This is a genomic window from Brucella sp. TWI559 (genome assembly GCF_039674265.1).
GTDB classification, from domain to species: domain Bacteria; phylum Pseudomonadota; class Alphaproteobacteria; order Rhizobiales; family Rhizobiaceae; genus Brucella; species Brucella chromiisoli.
Map to the genome: position 1 here is coordinate 200,265 of NZ_JBDJNE010000005.1, position 16,150 is coordinate 216,414.

A 16,150-nucleotide genomic window follows, 5' to 3' on the forward strand; every position below is an offset into this window, starting at 1 on the left:
ATTCGCTCTATCATGTTGCAATCGCGATCACTTGCTTTCATCGTTGCGGCCGGAACGGAGGCAACAGAACATCGCATGACGCTCAAGCCCAACACATCGCGCAAAGTCGGCAAACCCCGGTCGAATGCCAGCGAAAATGCGACCGCTATCCCCATGCGTTACGGAGACGATCTTTATGTTTGGGCCTGCTGGCTTTACTATGAGGATGGCCTGACGCAGAGCGAGATTGCCGATGTTATGGGTATCTCGCGCGCGACCGTAAACAGCTATCTGGCTGAGGCGCGCGAAAAAGGGATCGTCAATATTTCTATCGGCGGCGGCTGGCTTGAATCGCTGTCTGTCGCGCAGGAACTCAAGCGCCATTTTGGTCTGACCGATTGCCTTATCATCCCTCACGATGACAATGCCCGTCCGCTGATTGATCGCCTTGGTGTGGCGGGTGCCCATGCTCTCAACAAGACGTTGAAGTCCGGTGACACACTGGCTGTAGCCTGGGGCCGGACCGTACTTGCAGTGGGCGAGCATACTGATATTGCAGCCCTGCAGGATGTGACTGTTGTGCAGGCGACAGGCGGAACGACCGCATCCTTCCCCTATACGCCGGAACGTTGTGCTGCGGTGCTCGCAGAAGCCGTATCTGCGCGCTGTGTCAACATCACGGCGCCCGCCATGGTGCGCTCGCCAACGGCCCGCAATGTGCTGCTCGAAGAACCCCTGATACAAGAGCAGTTTGCGACACTGGAACAGGCCAATCGCATACTGTTTGGTGTGTCCTCGCTTCGATCCAATTCCACGATTCATACAAGTGGCTTTTTTGAATCCGTATCCTTGCAGCACTATCTTGCGGCAGGCGCGGTTGGTGTTGTTGCTGGGCGCTTTATTGATGAACGTGGAAAAACCGTTGCCGGGCCGCTGGATGGCCGCACAATCGGCATCTCACTTGATAAACTGCAAAAGATACAGACGCGGATTGCCGTGGCTGGCGGCTTTGACAAGGTGCCGGCGCTGCTTGCGGCCCTTCGCGGCGGTCATATCAATGTGCTGGTTACCGATGCGGCAACCGGACTTGGAATCTTGCGTGCAGACAGCGTCATCGATCTCGAAGCGCGCCTTTCGCAGCGCCCAAAGGCCAGTCAAATGCCTGCGGCGTTTCGCATGCGTGTGAAAAAGCTGCTCAACAATCCAAATGAGGTGGTTGAGGAAATGCTCGACGGCGCTGTGCGGGCGCATGGCAAATTCCTACAGCCCATCGGCACCTCCAACCGCGCGCTCGTTGCACGTGAGGGTCCCCGTGCTGGCAAGGTCGGACTGGTGATTGGTGGCGGTGCCGGGCATGAGCCATGTTTCCTCGGCTATGTGGGCAAAGGACTTGCCGACGCAGTGGCTGTCGGCAACGTGTTTTCCTCACCACCGCCCGACCCTATTGTTGCATGTGCACTTGCTGCATCCAAAGGCGAAGGGGTTCTCTTTGTCTATGGCAATTATGCCGGCGATGTCATGAATTTCGAGATGGCGGCTGAAATGGCCGAGGAAAAAGGTGTCAGGATTAAAACTGTTCTGACCACCGACGATATTGCCTCATCACCCATTGATGACAAGGACGGTCGGCGTGGCGTGGCAGGCAATTTCTTCGTTTTCAAGGTTGCAGGTGCGGCCTGTGACAAGGGGCTTTCACTGGAAGCGTGCGAAGTTGTGACACGCAAGGCCAACGCACGGACCTTCACCATCGGTGTTGCACTGGAACCCGGCTCATTGCCGCAAACAGGACGGCATAACTTCGAGATCGGGCCAGAGGACATGGAGATCGGCGTCGGCATTCACGGTGAGCCGGGTGTTTCGCGTGACCGGATTCGACAGGCTGATGAAATCGTTGATGGCATCATGGACAGAATTTTCAATGAAATGAACGCCGTCTCTGGCGATCGGGTTGCCGTGCTGGTCAATTCATTTGGAGCCACACCGCTCATGGAGCTTTATGTTCTCTATCGACGTGTCGCCCAGCGGCTGGATGCCAAGAACATTCATATTGAAGCCAACTGGGTCGGGCATTACTGCACCTCTCTGGACATGGCAGGGGCTTCGATATCGATCCTTCATCTTGATCAGGAATTGAGCGAGCTGTTGCAGCATCCATGCGAAACGGCAAGCCTTAGAATAGGCTAAAACGCCGGTATTTATTGCCTTTTCTGATCTGCCTATAAGTAAATTAGCATGCGCCTTATGATGAGCAACACGGCTTACGGTCGTAAGGTTTGAGGAGGAATTTCATGTCGGAAACTGCGGCTCGCCGTCTTGCAAACATGTTTGATGCAGTTTCAACTGCCATTGAAGCTGACAAAGATCGGCTTTCCGAACTTGATGGCACCATAGGCGATGGGGATCATGGCACAACCATGGCCCTTGGGTTTAAGGCGGTGAAGCGCGAATTGCTTCAGCTTGATCTGGATGATGCGGATATTTCAACTGTTCTCAATACGGCTGCGACAGCCTTTATCAACGCTGTGGGAGCATCCACCGGACCACTCTATGCAACCGGTTTTCGCCGCGCGGCGCAAGCAACAATGGAACGCAAAGACCTTGATTCCGCAACATGCGCGATCATTATCGAAGCAATCGGTGTGGGCATTCGTGAACGCGGCCATGGGCAGCGCGGCGACAAGACGATGCTTGATGCCTGGCTACCAGCTGCAGAAGCGGCGCAAATTGCTGTTCAGGAAGATCTGGACTTCCGCGCATTTTGGGAAAACATAGTGGCGGCAGCAACTGCCGGTGCCAACTCGACCCGCTCCATGATTGCAACAAAAGGCCGTGCAGCGCGCCTGCGTGAACGCTCACTCGGGCATGTTGATCCGGGCGCTGCATCCGCTGTTATCATATTACAGGCAATGGCTTCGTCCGTGAAAGACTGACTGGAACAGACGAGGCCAAGGGCCTGTTATTCAACAAGCTTTGTGCCGAGTATATCTTTCGCGAGGTGACAAAAAAACGATACGCCGCGCTCAAGAATCTCATCATTGAAATTGTAAGTTGCCGTATGCAGACCAGAGCTATCGCCATTGCCAATCAGGAGATAGGCACCGGCTGTCTTTTCAAGCATGAAAGAAAAGTCTTCACTGCCCATAAACGGCTTATCCAGGTCTTCAAAACTGTCTTCACCAAAATGCTGAACAACCGTTGCTCTTGCCTGTTCAACGGCCCTGGCATCATTAATCGTCGCCGGATACCCCGTCATCCAATCGAAACTCACATCGGCGCCATAGCTCGCCGCCTGCATCTTCGCCACTTGCTCGACCTTATCACGCAGCGTTTCGCGTATCATGGGATCAGTCGCGCGCATCGAAATTTCGAGTTTTGCCGTATCGGGAATAACATTACAGACCGCACCAGAATTAAAGGCACCAACGGTGATTACGCTTGCCTGATGGGGCGGGACATTGCGGGCAACGATAGTTTGCAACGCCATAACGATGCTTGACGCCACCACAATAGGGTCGATCGTCTTTTCAGGCTCCGCTCCGTGTCCACCGCTGCCCTTCACCGTCAGCGTCAAAGCATCGATGGACGCCGCAATCGGACCCGCTTTGGATGCAAGTTTTCCAGCTTCAAGCCCCGGCCAGTTGTGCAGCGCAAACACCTGATCGCAAGGGAAACGCTCAAAGAGCCCCTCCTCGATCATCATTTGTGCACCGCCATAGTTTTCTTCGGCAGGCTGGAAAATGAAATGAACAGTTCCTGAAAAATCCTTATCCTGTGCAAGCGACCACGCGGCCCCCAACAGCATGGTTGTATGGCCGTCATGACCGCAAGCATGCATTTTGCCACTGTTCTTGCTCGCGTAAGACAGGCCCGTTTCTTCCAGAATTGGCAGCGCATCAAAATCGGCGCGAAACCCGATAGAACGGTTTGAGTTGCCGCGGCGCAAAGAAGCGACGATACCCGTCTTTGCAAGACCACGGTTTAACGCATAGCCCCACTTTTCCAGCGTCGAGGCGATAAATTCGGAAGTCTCCACTTCCTCCAGTCCAAGCTCAGGGATGCTGTGCAGATGTCTGCGGATCGCTTTGAGTTCGTCGATAAATGCGCCTTGATTTTTATCGGTCATGTTTGTTGTACTCAATTCATATGCAGGAACTGGCGCAAGCGTGGCGACTGTGGATGACTCATCACAGTCTCTGGCGCACCACGTTCTTCAACCAGCCCTTGGTGCAAGAAGATAACTTCGCTCGAAATATCGCGGGCAAGCGCCATTTCATGCGTCACCATGACCATGGTACGCCCCTCTTCAGCAAGCTTCTTGATAACCTGCAACACTTCCGTCACAAGCTCCGGATCAAGTGCCGAGGTTGGCTCATCAAACAGCATAACCTCCGGTTTCATTGCAAGCGCCCGCGCGATAGCTGCACGCTGCTGCTGCCCACCTGAAAGCTGCGTCGGATATTGATCCCGTTTAGGCGTGATACCCACTTTTTCCATCAAAACCTCGGCCTCGGCAATGGCTTCGGCTTTTGACATGCCCAAAACATGAACAGGGCCTTCGATTATGTTTTCAAGGATCGTGCGGTGTGACCAAAGATTGAAGCTCTGAAACACCATGCCCAGACGCGTACGGATGTGAACAAGCTGTCGAGGATCGGCAGCATGCGATTTTCCGTCCGGCCCGACCTTCGTGCGGATTACCTCCCCCGCAACTGCGATCTCGCCTTCATCCGGTGTTTCCAGGTAATTAATGCAGCGCAGCAAAGTGCTTTTACCGGAGCCACTGCTGCCGATCAGCGAGATCACATCGCCTTTTTTGGCTTCAAACGAGATGCCTTTGAGAACCTCGACACCAGCAAAGCTCTTGTGAATATTGCGGACGGTGAGTGCCATGGACGTCATTTTGAATTGCTCCTGAAACAGATCAGACCATAGACGCGCGTGAGCCACTCATGCGCCGTTCAACCACATTCATGATCCGGGTGAGGATGAACACAACGGTGAAATAAAGAATGCCTGCTGCGATCAGTGGCTCAAAGATCGACAAAGAACTGCGTTGAAGCGCGCGCGCGGTACCCATCACTTCCATGATGGTGATTGTTGAGGCGAGCGACGTCGATTTGAGCAGAATGATAAGATCACTGGTCAAAACGGGCATACAATGACGGAAAGCCAGCGGCAGCGTTATGCGACGTAGAATCTTGAACCGCGTCATACCAATAGAAAGTGCAGCTTCGATCTGACCGCGGGGGATCGACTTGATCGCACCGCGAATGACTTCCGCATTATAGGCACCCTGATTGAGGCTCAGCGCGAAGACCGCATACCATAAGCCGTCACGCATGTAAGGCCAGAGGAAGCTATGTCTAACCCAGGTTCCGGGCAGGATTTGCCCAAGCCCGTAATAGATCAGATAAAGCTGCACCAGAAGCGGCGTGCCACGGAAAATGAACGTGTAAGTGAAAGCAGGCCATTTCAGGACGCGCTTTTTTGAAAGAAGCGCCAGAGCACTCAGTGTTCCAAAAACAAGACCGATGACACCCGCCGTTGCAGTCAAGAACAGCGTCAGCGGGAGCGCTTTGATAAGCGGCGGCAGGAACTCAATGATTTTTGCAATCGATTCCATTATCCGTGCCCCCGGCTCAGGCGCTTTTCGAACTGTATAATGATCAGAACCGAAACCAGCGTGATGCACAGAAAGAGAAATGCTGTGAGGCCATAAAAGAAGACGTATTGCTTGGTCGATGCGGCTGCACGATAACCCGTATAAAGCAATTCATGGAATGAACCGAGAACCGAAATAATGGCGCTTTCCTTGGTGATTGAGAGCCAAAGATTACCGATACCGGGAACCGCATGACGCATCATTTGCGGGAAAGTGACACGCGTGAATATCTGGCGGCGGCGCATACCGATGGACAGCGCAGCTTCTATTTGCCCGCGCGGAATAGCCAGATAAGAAGACCGCAGCACTTCCGTCATGAACGCGCCGTTTACAAAAGCCAGCGCGATAATTGCCGCCCAGAAGGCACTGAACTGGAAATCGTTTCCGACAAGACCGCTCGCTTTGAGCAGCTTCTCGGCGCCTGTGGCGACAGAAAAATAAAGCAACAGGATAACAAGCAGCTCCGGCAAAGCCCGAACCACTGTCGTATATAATTCGGCGATAGCTTTTATGAAGCGATTGCGCGAGAGCTTCCCGGAGGCGCCAGCAAGACCAAAAACAAACGAGACTGCAAATGCCACGGCTGAGACCTGCAAGGTCATCATAAGTCCGTGCGCAAACTCGTCTCCCCAGCCCTCACTTCCCCAAGCGAGCAGTTGCCAATAAGAATCCATAACGATTCATCCGATCAGACAGGAAATCATTCAGAGCATTGTTCCCTTGGACCAAAGCGCAGAAAACAATCCGAAGTTTTGAAACGACGCATCGCAATTTCCAAAAAACAAATTCAGTTTTTTGGATCGACGCTGCAGGGCGAACGCCGCTACCGGCGTTCGCCCCTCATCAGGATTATTTCTGTTCGAAAATCCACTTGTCGACGAGCCCTTTCAGGGTGCCGTCCTTGTCGAGCTCGGCAAGCGCCGCATCGACTTTTTCAAGCGTCGCCGTATCGCCTTTACGTACTGCATAGGCAACACCTTCACCCAAAACCACACTCTTGGGCGCAACAAGCTTGATTTCGTAATCAGCGCCCTGCGGCGTTTTGAGGAAGTTCTGCACGAACAAATCCGGTGCGAGAACATAATCAACGCGGCCTGCAACCAGATCAGCAACCGAATTGTCTGCGGTGTCGTAGCTCTTCAAAGAAACATCCGGCAGATACTTGGTCATATAGGCCGACTGTACGCTCGATGTCTGAACACCAACGATCTTGTCAGCCAATGATGCCTGATCGACAACTTCGCCTGAACCTTCGCTTGCAGCAACCGTGCCAACCGTGTCTGTATCCGACTTCGCACCGACGACAACGGTACCTTCCGTATAATAAGGCGTGCTGAAATCAACGACCTTGCGACGCTCATCTGTGACGGAAAACGCACCGATAATGAAGTCCACCTTGTTTTCAGTCAGCGAAGGAATGAGACCATCCCATGCCATGGACTTGAATTCGCACTTGTCTGCGAGCTTCTCGCAAAGTGCGCGTGAAAGGTCTGCCTCCAACCCTTCCCACTCTCCTGCCGCATTAACCTGTGTGAAAGGCATATACGGCTCCGGCGTCATACCGAGACGAAGCTTTCCTTCCGCCTGAGCGGCACCACCAGCCAATGCAACAAGCGCAATCGCACCTGCAATTTTCCCTTTAAAACCAACCATGTTCCCGTTCTCCTTATATTTTTGTAGCGGCCTGCCTTTGGATGAGAGCAGGCACAGGGAATGCAGAGAGAAAACGGCCCAGGAGCAAATGCCCCCGAGCCATCAGAATTATTTGCGATACCAGCGAAGCGACATGCACGAAAGGCCGGCGTCGATCTTGCCGATTTGCGTTGTCTTGAGCGGAACCACGTTATAGCCACTCTTTTCCAGCAACTCGATGGTGCGTGGGAAGTCGGAGCCTACCATCACCACGTCATTGACGCGCAATGCATTTGCAGCTGCCTCTTCACCTTCGGGCACGATCAACTGACGAAGGCCCGAAAAGACACCGGACTTTGCAAGGCGGCTCGTGGAAAGAACGGTTTCTTCATCAACCAGTGAGCAATCAGTTTTGAAATGAAGTACGCCTTCAGGGGTTGAGACAACCTCACCCTTGCGCCCAATCTTTTCAAGGCTGGCGATCAGTGCAGCTGCACCTGCTTTGTCGGTACGGGCGGAAAGGCCGATCATCACAGTTTTCTGTGTCGTCAGAACATCGCCGCCATCGGCAAAGCCCGGTTCCGGCAGTTCCACAACCGTATCAAACATCTTGCGCAGCGTCGGTTCGATCTTAGCCGTTTCGCCAACACGGGTCAGTGCGCCCGGACGAAGCAAAATTGCACCTTCAGTAAAGACGAGTGCAGGATCTTCAACAAAAATAGAATCGGGGAATTCTTCGAGTGCCGGAAGAATGGTGACCTCGACGCCTGCAGCACGCATGGCAGCAATATAGGCATCGTGCTCAGCCTTCACACCTTCATAGGTGGGATTGCCGCTATCCAGCGCGCGAAGACCATTCACCACAGAGTGCGAAGGCTCACGGACGATGATCGAATTGAACTCATAAACAGGTCTGTTGGAAGACATTGAAGGTTTCCCTTATTTAAGCTGGAGCCTATCTAACCGGCTCTTGATGTTGCGTAAAGCAAATGTGTGCCGTTTGTTGTGCGGCGCGAGAGATGAATGCCAGCCAACATGCACCGAACCGATCCGCCTGCAAGTTCGATCGTCGGGACTGCGAAAGGCATCAGCTTCGCGGTCTGTTCGATTGTCTCGATCTGGATCTTGCTCAATGCGGCATAGGCGCGTGCAGAAAGCGCCAGAACCCGGCCATCACGACCTTCCAGTTCAATGGCATTTCCTGCAAATTCACCAATCTGCTCAGCAGAGAGATGAATGAGCGTGCGACCGGTTTCCTGCAACCGATCAACAATGTCCTGACGACGGACCGGATCTGTGATCAGATCGGTACCCACCAGCGCGTAATCCGTACCAATGCACATCAGCACATTGGTATGATAAATCGGCCTTCCCGACGAATCGACCGCATCGAACACCATCGGTTCAAAGTTGAAATGTGTACAGAAACGCTCGAGCGCCACTTCATTGGTGCGGTTGGAACGGGCTGCATAGGCTACACGTCCAATATGGTCGAGAACCATGGCGCCGGTGCCTTCGAGATAGAAGTGATCGCGCTCCAAACCGGAGTAATCGATAACATCCTGAACGCGATAGTCGCGTTTGAGCATTTCGATAACATCAGGGCGGCGTTCTTTCTGGCGGCTTTCCGAAAACATCGGATAAATGGCAACATGCCCGCCCGAATGGGTCGAAAACCAGTTGTTTGGAAAAACGGAATCCGGCAGCGCTTGGGTTTCGTCTTCAAACAAATGCACCGTTACGCCCGCATCGGCCAAACCTTCTGCCATGGCTGTGACTTCATCGAAGGCTGCTTTCGCAAGAACTTCAGCAGAGCGTTGCTCGTCGATAGACTGAAACGCATTGTCCTTTGCGGTTTGCGCATTGGGCGTAAAATGGTGCGGCCGGATCATAACGACCGATTTCGGACTCTGGACAGAGGGTCTGCTCATTCTCAGACTTTTCTCACTGCTAAAACATGTCGCGGAAAAATTAGCGGGTTTCCACAAGGGACATGCATGAAAACAAGGGGTTAAAACATATGGCGTTTCAGGAGACAGTTGACATTTCTGGCTCAACACCACGCCAGCTCAAACGATGTCGACGTGGACCTCGGCTGTATAATCAGACTTTTTGTCATCCGCTGAACATCCTTACCCTCACCTCCATCAGAACTCTGAGAAGCAGATTAGGAGAGCATAAAGTCAGTTAAAATTATAAAAGTGCTGGGTGAATTGTAAAAATTATAGCAATTTGCACAGTCAAAATGTAAAAAACGCTATGCATATTTTTGACGAACTGGATCACAAGCTCATTGCCATTTTAAGAGAGGATGGACGTGCACCACTCTCGAAGCTGGCGACAATCCTCGGCGTTTCACGCGGGACCGTGCAGGCGCGTCTCGACCGATTGCTTGAGACAGGTGCAGCGCTGGGCTTCACCATACGCGTCCGGCAAGATTCCAGCGATGGAGTTGTGCACGCGATCATGCTGATCGAAGTGCAAGGTCGCTCAACAACCAAGGTCATAAAACTTTTAAGAGGTTTGCCACAGATACGCACGCTGCACACGACCAATGGGTCATGGGATCTGGTGGCAGAAATACATGCGGAAAGCCTTCACGAATTTGACCGCGTTTTGCGTGAAGTGCGAACAATCGAAGGCGTCCTGAACAGTGAAACCAGCATTCTGCTGAGCAGTGTTTAATTGATTTGCAGACGATAAGCTGGGCCGGCTTCGTCAAAGCCCGCTGCAATGGTGCGTATCTTTAACAAGCGCGAGTTGTTGTTGCAATTAATCAGCCGATTGCGGCATCATGAGTGATAAAGCCCATTGGCATCACTGGTGACAAGATTATCCTGCATCAGGCATCAAACATCGAGCGCAAACCATGTTCGACTATTGTATCGTAGGTGGCGGCATCGTCGGCTTGGCGACCGCTTTGAAAATAGTCAAAAGCGAGCCGGATGCTCGCCTTCTTTTGTTGGAAAAAGAAAGCACGCTGGCCGCGCACCAAACCGGACATAACAGCGGGGTTATTCATGCTGGGATTTATTATAAGCCCGGCAGTCTGAAAGCCGAGCTTTGCCGCGCAGGTGAGCGCATCACGAAGCAATTTTGCGATGAAAATGCTATTCCCTACCGCACACCCGGAAAGCTGGTGGTTGCCACCAACCAGATCGAATTGCAGCGCTTAGACAATCTCGAAACAAATGCTGCGACGAACGGCATCAATTGCCGTCGATTGAATAATGCGGAGCTAATCGAGATCGAACCGTCTGTGACGGGGCTTGGTGCATTGCTCGTTGAGCAAACCGGGATCGTTGATTATCGCGCAGTCTCTCAGGTCATGGGCGATATTATCAGAGCTGCTGGTGGCACCATCCTATTCAACATTGAGGTTGATCGCATCGAAGAGCGTTCCGACAGCGTCCGTGTCCATACAGATAAGGATGTGTGGGAAAGCCGTTCGGTTATTGCCTGCGCCGGACTACAGGCAGACCGCCTCGCACAACGTTCGGGAAAGGCCGTAGACTTCCAAATCGTGCCATTTCGTGGTGAATATTACGCGCTAAAGCCGGAACTTAGCAATCTGGTCGAACGCATGATCTACCCGGTGCCTGATCCATCTATGCCATTTCTCGGCATTCACCTAACCCCGATGATGGATGGCAGATTAACGGTGGGGCCAAATGCAGTTCTTGGAATGTCGCGCGAAGGCTATCACAAATTCTCGGTGAGCCTTGAGGACATCGCCACATATGCAAAATTCCCCGGCTTCTGGAAGGTCATTTCAAACCATCTTCGCTCCGGCTTGAACGAAATGAAGGACAGCGTATTTAAATCCAGTTATCTGGAAAAATGCCGCAAATATTGCCCGTCGCTTCGCGCTGATGACCTTGTGCCTTATCGTGCCGGGATACGTGCGCAGGCTGTCTCGAAAGATGGCACGTTAATACACGACTTCAAATTTTTACGCTCAAAGCGCGTGCTGCATGTCTGCAATGCGCCCTCGCCTGCGGCAACCTCAGCCATCCCGATTGGCGAACTGATTTTCAGACATTTACATCAATAGGCTGCTCAGTTCGCCTCAATCACCCGAACATACTGTCCCCCGCCGATGTCAGTCAGTTGCGTCAATGGCGGCGGCTGATGCACATCATGAGAGCCAAAGCGCGTTGGATAAAATGCATAGCCTTGCGGTGCTTGAGGGGCACTTCTATCGTCAATGAGACGCGTGCCCGTCAGTTCGGCCACTGGATCGGGAATGGCTGAAATCAGGCGACGCGTATAGGGATGCGTTGGATTTGAAAATACCCGGTCCCATGGCCCATTTTCGACAATCTGTCCAAAATACATCACAGCCACGCGGTCGCTCATATGTTCAACGACGCTTAGATCATGGCTGATCATGATATAGGACAGCTCCAACCGCTCTTTGAGTTCCAGCAGCAGATTGATGATCTGCGCGCGGATGGAAACGTCAAGTGCAGACACTGGTTCATCGAGAACAATAACCTTGGGATTGAGCAACAATGCGCGTGCGATCCCGATACGCTGACGCTGCCCCCCGGAGAATTCATGCGGAAAGCGCTTGGCTTGCTCCGGTTTTAAGCCGACAAGACGTAAAATTTCCTCCACGCGACCGTCTATTTCGGAGCGTGATTTTACACCATGAAGTTTTAACGGTGCCGCAAGCGACGTATAAACTGTCTGGCGAGGATTGAGCGAAGCAAACGGGTCCTGAAAAACCATCTGCGCCATTTTTGCACGCTCTAGCCGCGACGGCTCGTTTACGCCTGTAATTGGCCTGCCCTCGAAATAAATCTCTCCGCTCGTGGGTTTTTGCAATCCGACGATTGAGAGCGCAAGCGTGGATTTACCGCAACCGGATTCACCAACAATCGACAGGCACTCACCTTTAATCAGCTCGAGGCTCATATGATTGACTGCATGCAGCAACTGCTTTGAACGGCTGAAAATGCCGCCACTCACCGGAAATCGAACACAGAGATCGTCTATGCGAACAAGCGGCTCCATGGGCTGAGTTGAACGCATCTCATTCATGATGGAAACACCTCACCAAGCCTGCATCCTGCAAAGGCGTCCATCCCGGCTTTTCAGCCCGACAAATATCCGTTGCACGCGTGCAGCGCGGTTCAAACCTGCACCCCGCAGGAAAGGCAGAAATCGACGGCACCACGCCGGCAATTTCCTGCAAGGGGCGCTGCCCTTGTTTTTGACGGGAGCCAAGCAGAGGAAGGGAGGCCAGAAGGCCCTGCGCATAAGGATGCGATGGATGCTGAAAAAGGCTTGCCGTCGCTCTCTCCTCGACCAGATGCCCGGCATACATAACGCCGACCCGGCGGCACATTTTGGCAATCACACCCAGATCATGGCTGATCATCAGCACAGACGTTCCGCGCGCTGTGCAAAGCTCCTGCATGAGACGCAGGATTTCCGCCTGTACTGTGACATCAAGGGCCGTGGTGGGCTCATCTGCAATCAGCAAATCTGGGTTACAGGCAAGGGCAATGGCTATCATCACGCGTTGTCGCATACCGCCAGACATCTGATGCGGATAGTTCTTCACACGCTGATCAGGTGCAGGCACCTGCACATTTGCCAGCGCCTCAACAGCCTTACGCTCTGCTTCATGCCATGTTGCGCCCGCGTGCAGCACGAACATCTCCGCAATCTGTCGACCCACGGGTGAGACAGGATTGAGTGCTGTCATCGGCTCCTGAAAAATCATGGCGATGCGATTGCCGCGCAATTTGCGCATGTCACGCGATGACATTGCGCGTAAATCCTGCCCTTTGAAACGGATTTCCCCCCCTGTCACCGAGAGCGGTTTACGCAGCAACCCAATCATCGACAGCGCGGTTATGCTCTTGCCACAGCCAGACTCGCCGACCAAACCGAATGTTTCGCCAGCGCCAATTGTAAAAGACACATCTTCGACCACATTGTGCTGTGTTGCACCCGAAGCAATGTCGATGCGCAGGTTTTCCACCTCAAGAAGTGCGTGCTCGCTCATACCTTGCGCGTCCTCATATGCGGATCGAGCCAATCTCGCAGACCATCACCGAAAAGATTAAGCCCAAGCACGGTGAAAAAGATTGCCAGCCCGGGAAAGACGGCTGCCCAAGGCGCATTGACAATCAGTTCCCGCGCATCGGTGAGCATATTGCCCCAGCTCGGCTCTGGCGGACTGATGCCAAGCCCAAGATAAGAAAGCGCTGCTTCCGCAAGAATAGCGTCCCCCATGCCAAGCGTACCAATGACAAGGATTGGCCCAATCATATTGGGTACAATCTGTGTGATCATGATGCGCACATCACTATAACCAAGCATTTTAGCCGCCTGAATATAGCCCTGCTTTTTAAGAGACAATGTCGAACTTCGCGCAATACGGCAGGTCCACGACCAGTTCGTCAGGCCCAGCGCAAGCAACAGGCTTGGCAAGCCGGGCCCAAGCACGGCCATGATCGCAAGCGCAAAGATTAACGAAGGGATTGCCAGCATCAGATTGGTGAGGCCACTGACAAGATCGTCCCACCAGCCGCCGAAATAACCTGCCGAAATACCAAGGCTAAGGCCGATGACCGTATTGATACACTGCGATACAACACCAACAGTCAGGGAGACCTGCGCGCCATAAAGCAGGCGAGAAAACACATCACGCCCCTGCGCATCGGTCCCAAACCAGAACTGGGCGTCCGGCGGCAGCTCGGCATTCATGAGATCCGCATCCATCACTGGATGATAAGGCGCGATCCATGGCGCAAAAACCGCGCCCGTCACCATGATAGCGCAGATGAGGCCGCCAAAGACGAGATTGAAACGCAATTTCATCGGCCTACTCGTGGCTTATACGCGGATCAATGACCGCATAGAGAATATCAACAATCGTATTGATGATCAGAAACCACAATACGATCACAAGAATGGCGCCTTGCACGACCGGAATATCACGCATCGACACGCTGTCGATCAGCAAGGAGCCAAGCCCCGGCCATGAAAAAAGTTTTTCCACCACAACAGCCTGCCCCATCATCGAGCCAAACTGCAATCCGATCGTCGTTATAATGAGCACCAGCGCGTTGCGCATGACATGCCATTTGACAAGGCGGAAGCTGCTCATGCCTTTGGAGCGCGCGGTGCGGATAAAATCAGCACCCATCACTTCAAGAACGGCTGCGCGCGTGGTTCTCGCCAGAAGGGCAAGTGGCGCAACGCCCAAGGTGAGTGCAGGCAGGATCACATGCCTTATACCGCCATCGCCATAGCCAAAACTCGGTAACCAGCCAAGCGTCAGCGCAAAGAAATACATCAGAAGCAGACCAAGCCAGAATTGCGGCAACGAAAGACCGGATACTGCACCAATCATGGTAACGCTATCCAGAATACTGCCGGGCCGGAGGGCTGCCAGAAAACCAAGCGGCACACCAACAAGGATCGCAAAAGCCATGGCTGCAAATGCGAGCTTCAGCGTCGGCCCCATACGCTCGTGAATAAGCGAGATGACGGGCTGCCTTGATCTGTAGGAAATGCCAAGATCGAACTGCGCAAGCTGCACCATATAATTGCCGAACCGGACATGAACAGGCTTGTCGAGGCCAAACTCCTGCGTGATCTTTTCGACTATTTTGGGATCGCTCATGCCCTTGCCATTCGCAATCAGTCCCGAGGCAATACTACCGGGGACCACGCTAAAAATGATAAAGATCAGCAGGGATACAGCAATGACCGTCGGTATCATCTGCAAGACGCGGCGGACAATAAAATAGAGCACACAGTCCTCTTTTCAGATCGAAGAGAAACCAGCCCGCCCCCAAAAGGCGAGCCGATCCAGATAGGCTCGATTTAACGCCCCGATGGAACCGTGTCGTCAACCCAGAGCTTTTCATAGGACTGAACCGCGAGCTCTGCCGAGTTCGGCTGAAGACCATGCAGCCATGGCTGATGCGCCATGACAGCCTTGTTATAGTTGAAGAACCAAACCGGCGCTTCCTCCTGCAACAGATTGTTGGCCTTCTTCAGAATCTCGTTTTTTTCTTCTTCGGTTTTAGCCAGCTTGGCCTCATCGACCAGCTTGTCGAAGTCCGCATTGGCAAATTTCTGATAGTTGCAAGCAGATTGCGGCGTCGTTGAATAGAAGCATTGCATCGCAGTCAGCGCATCAGGTCCACTTTCCAGCGACCACATATAAGCCTGAAAATTGCCCGCTGGAACCACATCGGCGAGAACAGAGGCCTCAACCGGCTTTGCCTTCACCTTGATCCCAACCTTATCCAGCATCGGAATGATGGCCTGAACAATCGTCAGGCCCCAGCTTTCATTCTGCGTCGCGGTCAATTCAAACTCAAAGCCATCCGGGTAACCAGCTTCGGCAAGCAGCGCCTTCGCCTTTTCAGGATCATAGGGATAAGGCTTCGCATCCTTATCGAAAGCAGGTGAAGAATTTGGCAGCCAGCCGACCGCACGATATGCCTTGTCTTTCACAAGACGCTTGATGATCAGATCACTGTCGATGGCATAATTGATCGCCTGACGAACACGCTTGTCCTGAAACGGCTTAAAATCCGGGTTAAAACCAACAGCACGCGTGTAAACTTCCGCGACTTCCACCATGTTCTTCGCAAGCTCGGGATCTGCAAGATAGGCGGTATATTGTGCAGGCCCAAGAACCGCGACATCAATCTCCTTATTGCGGAAAGCCACATCACGTGCAGAGGCATCCCCCATGATCATGATATTGATCTTGTCCGCGTAAGGCTTTCCCTGTCCGTCGTCGAATGATTTGAGACTATTTGTGCTTTTGAAGATTGGAGTTTCCGGCTCGGTTTGGGGGTTGATTTAAGCCGCTTTGGCCTGGTGGTTCAAGCGGCGTTT

General features: G+C 52.9%; 16 protein-coding genes. 4 read left to right on the forward strand and 12 right to left on the reverse strand.

Annotated features, from left to right (window positions below):
* The first annotated feature begins 75 nt into the window (after positions 1 to 75).
* Together ABE530_RS09345 and dhaL are read left to right on the forward strand one after the other, a co-directional pair.
* Entirely contained in the window at positions 76 to 2,163 is a 2,088-nt protein-coding gene (locus ABE530_RS09345; RefSeq protein ID WP_265983973.1) for a bifunctional sugar-binding transcriptional regulator/dihydroxyacetone kinase subunit DhaK, read from the forward strand.
* A 104-nt stretch (positions 2,164 to 2,267) separates the two neighbouring features.
* The gene (gene dhaL, locus ABE530_RS09350) at positions 2,268 to 2,909 is read left to right on the forward strand and encodes a dihydroxyacetone kinase subunit DhaL (RefSeq protein WP_499694349.1); all 642 of its coding nucleotides are present in this window, start codon (positions 2,268 to 2,270) and stop codon (positions 2,907 to 2,909) included.
* 26 nt (positions 2,910 to 2,935) lie between these two features.
* On the opposite strand, the gene ABE530_RS09355 is transcribed toward dhaL, so the two are convergent.
* The 7 genes from ABE530_RS09355 to ctlX all read right to left on the reverse strand — a co-directional run bounded on the left by ABE530_RS09355 (position 2,936) and on the right by ctlX (position 9,204).
* Positions 2,936 to 4,102: a M20 aminoacylase family protein gene (locus ABE530_RS09355; protein WP_499694350.1), complete on the reverse strand. Its 1,167-nt coding sequence runs from the start codon at positions 4,100 to 4,102 to the stop codon at positions 2,936 to 2,938.
* An 11-nt stretch (positions 4,103 to 4,113) separates the two neighbouring features.
* On the reverse strand, positions 4,114 to 4,878 hold the full coding sequence (locus ABE530_RS09360) for an ABC transporter ATP-binding protein (protein ID WP_265983970.1): 765 nt from the start codon (positions 4,876 to 4,878) through the stop codon (positions 4,114 to 4,116).
* Between the two features lie 22 nt (positions 4,879 to 4,900).
* Entirely contained in the window at positions 4,901 to 5,602 is a 702-nt protein-coding gene (locus ABE530_RS09365) for an ABC transporter permease (protein WP_265983969.1), read from the reverse strand.
* Positions 5,602 to 6,315, reverse strand: coding sequence for an ABC transporter permease (locus tag ABE530_RS09370; protein ID WP_499694351.1), 714 nt, complete (start codon positions 6,313 to 6,315; stop codon positions 5,602 to 5,604). The genes ABE530_RS09365 and ABE530_RS09370 overlap by 1 nt, the downstream gene beginning before the upstream one ends.
* A 175-nt stretch (positions 6,316 to 6,490) precedes the next feature.
* Positions 6,491 to 7,294, reverse strand: coding sequence for a transporter substrate-binding domain-containing protein (locus ABE530_RS09375; protein WP_499694352.1), 804 nt, complete (start codon positions 7,292 to 7,294; stop codon positions 6,491 to 6,493).
* Positions 7,295 to 7,402: 108 nt separating this feature from the next.
* Positions 7,403 to 8,200, reverse strand: coding sequence for a dimethylarginine dimethylaminohydrolase family protein (locus ABE530_RS09380; RefSeq protein WP_265983966.1), 798 nt, complete (start codon positions 8,198 to 8,200; stop codon positions 7,403 to 7,405).
* Positions 8,201 to 8,232: 32 nt separating this feature from the next.
* Positions 8,233 to 9,204 (reverse strand): citrulline utilization hydrolase CtlX, encoded by a 972-nt coding sequence (gene ctlX / locus ABE530_RS09385; RefSeq protein WP_265983965.1) that lies wholly within the window; start codon positions 9,202 to 9,204, stop codon positions 8,233 to 8,235.
* Positions 9,205 to 9,532: 328 nt separating this feature from the next.
* Here ctlX and ABE530_RS09390 point away from each other — a divergent pair, with 328 nt between their 5' ends.
* Both ABE530_RS09390 and lhgD read left to right on the forward strand, forming a co-directional pair.
* Positions 9,533 to 9,958 carry an Lrp/AsnC family transcriptional regulator gene (locus ABE530_RS09390; protein ID WP_265983964.1) on the forward strand — a complete coding sequence of 142 codons (426 nt, stop codon included), beginning with the start codon at positions 9,533 to 9,535 and terminating at the stop codon, positions 9,956 to 9,958.
* 184 nt (positions 9,959 to 10,142) lie between these two features.
* Complete coding sequence (gene lhgD / locus ABE530_RS09395) at positions 10,143 to 11,327, forward strand: L-2-hydroxyglutarate dehydrogenase (RefSeq protein ID WP_499694353.1); 1,185 nt, start codon at positions 10,143 to 10,145, stop codon at positions 11,325 to 11,327.
* 5 nt (positions 11,328 to 11,332) lie between these two features.
* Here the strand turns inward: lhgD and ABE530_RS09400 are convergent, their stop codons facing one another.
* The 5 genes from ABE530_RS09400 to ABE530_RS09420 all read right to left on the reverse strand — a co-directional run bounded on the left by ABE530_RS09400 (position 11,333) and on the right by ABE530_RS09420 (position 16,114).
* On the reverse strand, positions 11,333 to 12,319 hold the full coding sequence (locus tag ABE530_RS09400; RefSeq protein WP_499694354.1) for an ATP-binding cassette domain-containing protein: 987 nt from the start codon (positions 12,317 to 12,319) through the stop codon (positions 11,333 to 11,335).
* A complete protein-coding gene (locus ABE530_RS09405) occupies positions 12,312 to 13,292 on the reverse strand; it encodes an ABC transporter ATP-binding protein (RefSeq protein ID WP_499694355.1) in 981 nt (326 codons plus the stop codon). The genes ABE530_RS09400 and ABE530_RS09405 overlap by 8 nt, the downstream gene beginning before the upstream one ends.
* On the reverse strand, positions 13,289 to 14,110 hold the full coding sequence (locus ABE530_RS09410; RefSeq protein WP_265983960.1) for an ABC transporter permease: 822 nt from the start codon (positions 14,108 to 14,110) through the stop codon (positions 13,289 to 13,291). Before ABE530_RS09410 ends, ABE530_RS09405 begins: the two co-directional genes overlap by 4 nt.
* 4 nt (positions 14,111 to 14,114) lie before the next feature.
* Positions 14,115 to 15,050: an ABC transporter permease gene (locus ABE530_RS09415; RefSeq protein ID WP_499694356.1), complete on the reverse strand. Its 936-nt coding sequence runs from the start codon at positions 15,048 to 15,050 to the stop codon at positions 14,115 to 14,117.
* A gap of 71 nt (positions 15,051 to 15,121) precedes the next feature.
* Complete coding sequence (locus ABE530_RS09420; RefSeq protein ID WP_499694361.1) at positions 15,122 to 16,114, reverse strand: ABC transporter substrate-binding protein; 993 nt, start codon at positions 16,112 to 16,114, stop codon at positions 15,122 to 15,124.
* Positions 16,115 to 16,150: the final 36 nt, after the last annotated feature.

What these genes read in the sequence shown, in the direction of transcription:
- ABE530_RS09410 (WP_265983960.1), bottom strand. Translation starts at nt 14,110, where the DNA reads ATGAAATTGCGTTTCAATCTCGTCTTTGGCGGCCTCATCTGCGCTATC.
- lhgD (WP_499694353.1), top strand. Translation starts at nt 10,143, where the DNA reads ATGTTCGACTATTGTATCGTAGGTGGCGGCATCGTCGGCTTGGCGACC.
- ABE530_RS09405 (WP_499694355.1), bottom strand. Translation starts at nt 13,292, where the DNA reads ATGAGCGAGCACGCACTTCTTGAGGTGGAAAACCTGCGCATCGACATT.
- ABE530_RS09370 (WP_499694351.1), bottom strand. Translation starts at nt 6,315, where the DNA reads ATGGATTCTTATTGGCAACTGCTCGCTTGGGGAAGTGAGGGCTGGGGA.
- ctlX (WP_265983965.1), bottom strand. Translation starts at nt 9,204, where the DNA reads ATGAGCAGACCCTCTGTCCAGAGTCCGAAATCGGTCGTTATGATCCGG.
- ABE530_RS09390 (WP_265983964.1), top strand. Translation starts at nt 9,533, where the DNA reads ATGCATATTTTTGACGAACTGGATCACAAGCTCATTGCCATTTTAAGA.
- ABE530_RS09360 (WP_265983970.1), bottom strand. Translation starts at nt 4,878, where the DNA reads ATGACGTCCATGGCACTCACCGTCCGCAATATTCACAAGAGCTTTGCT.
- ABE530_RS09375 (WP_499694352.1), bottom strand. Translation starts at nt 7,294, where the DNA reads ATGGTTGGTTTTAAAGGGAAAATTGCAGGTGCGATTGCGCTTGTTGCA.
- ABE530_RS09365 (WP_265983969.1), bottom strand. Translation starts at nt 5,602, where the DNA reads ATGGAATCGATTGCAAAAATCATTGAGTTCCTGCCGCCGCTTATCAAA.
- ABE530_RS09400 (WP_499694354.1), bottom strand. Translation starts at nt 12,319, where the DNA reads ATGAATGAGATGCGTTCAACTCAGCCCATGGAGCCGCTTGTTCGCATA.
- ABE530_RS09345 (WP_265983973.1), top strand. Translation starts at nt 76, where the DNA reads ATGACGCTCAAGCCCAACACATCGCGCAAAGTCGGCAAACCCCGGTCG.
- ABE530_RS09380 (WP_265983966.1), bottom strand. Translation starts at nt 8,200, where the DNA reads ATGTCTTCCAACAGACCTGTTTATGAGTTCAATTCGATCATCGTCCGT.
- ABE530_RS09355 (WP_499694350.1), bottom strand. Translation starts at nt 4,102, where the DNA reads ATGACCGATAAAAATCAAGGCGCATTTATCGACGAACTCAAAGCGATC.
- dhaL (WP_499694349.1), top strand. Translation starts at nt 2,268, where the DNA reads ATGTCGGAAACTGCGGCTCGCCGTCTTGCAAACATGTTTGATGCAGTT.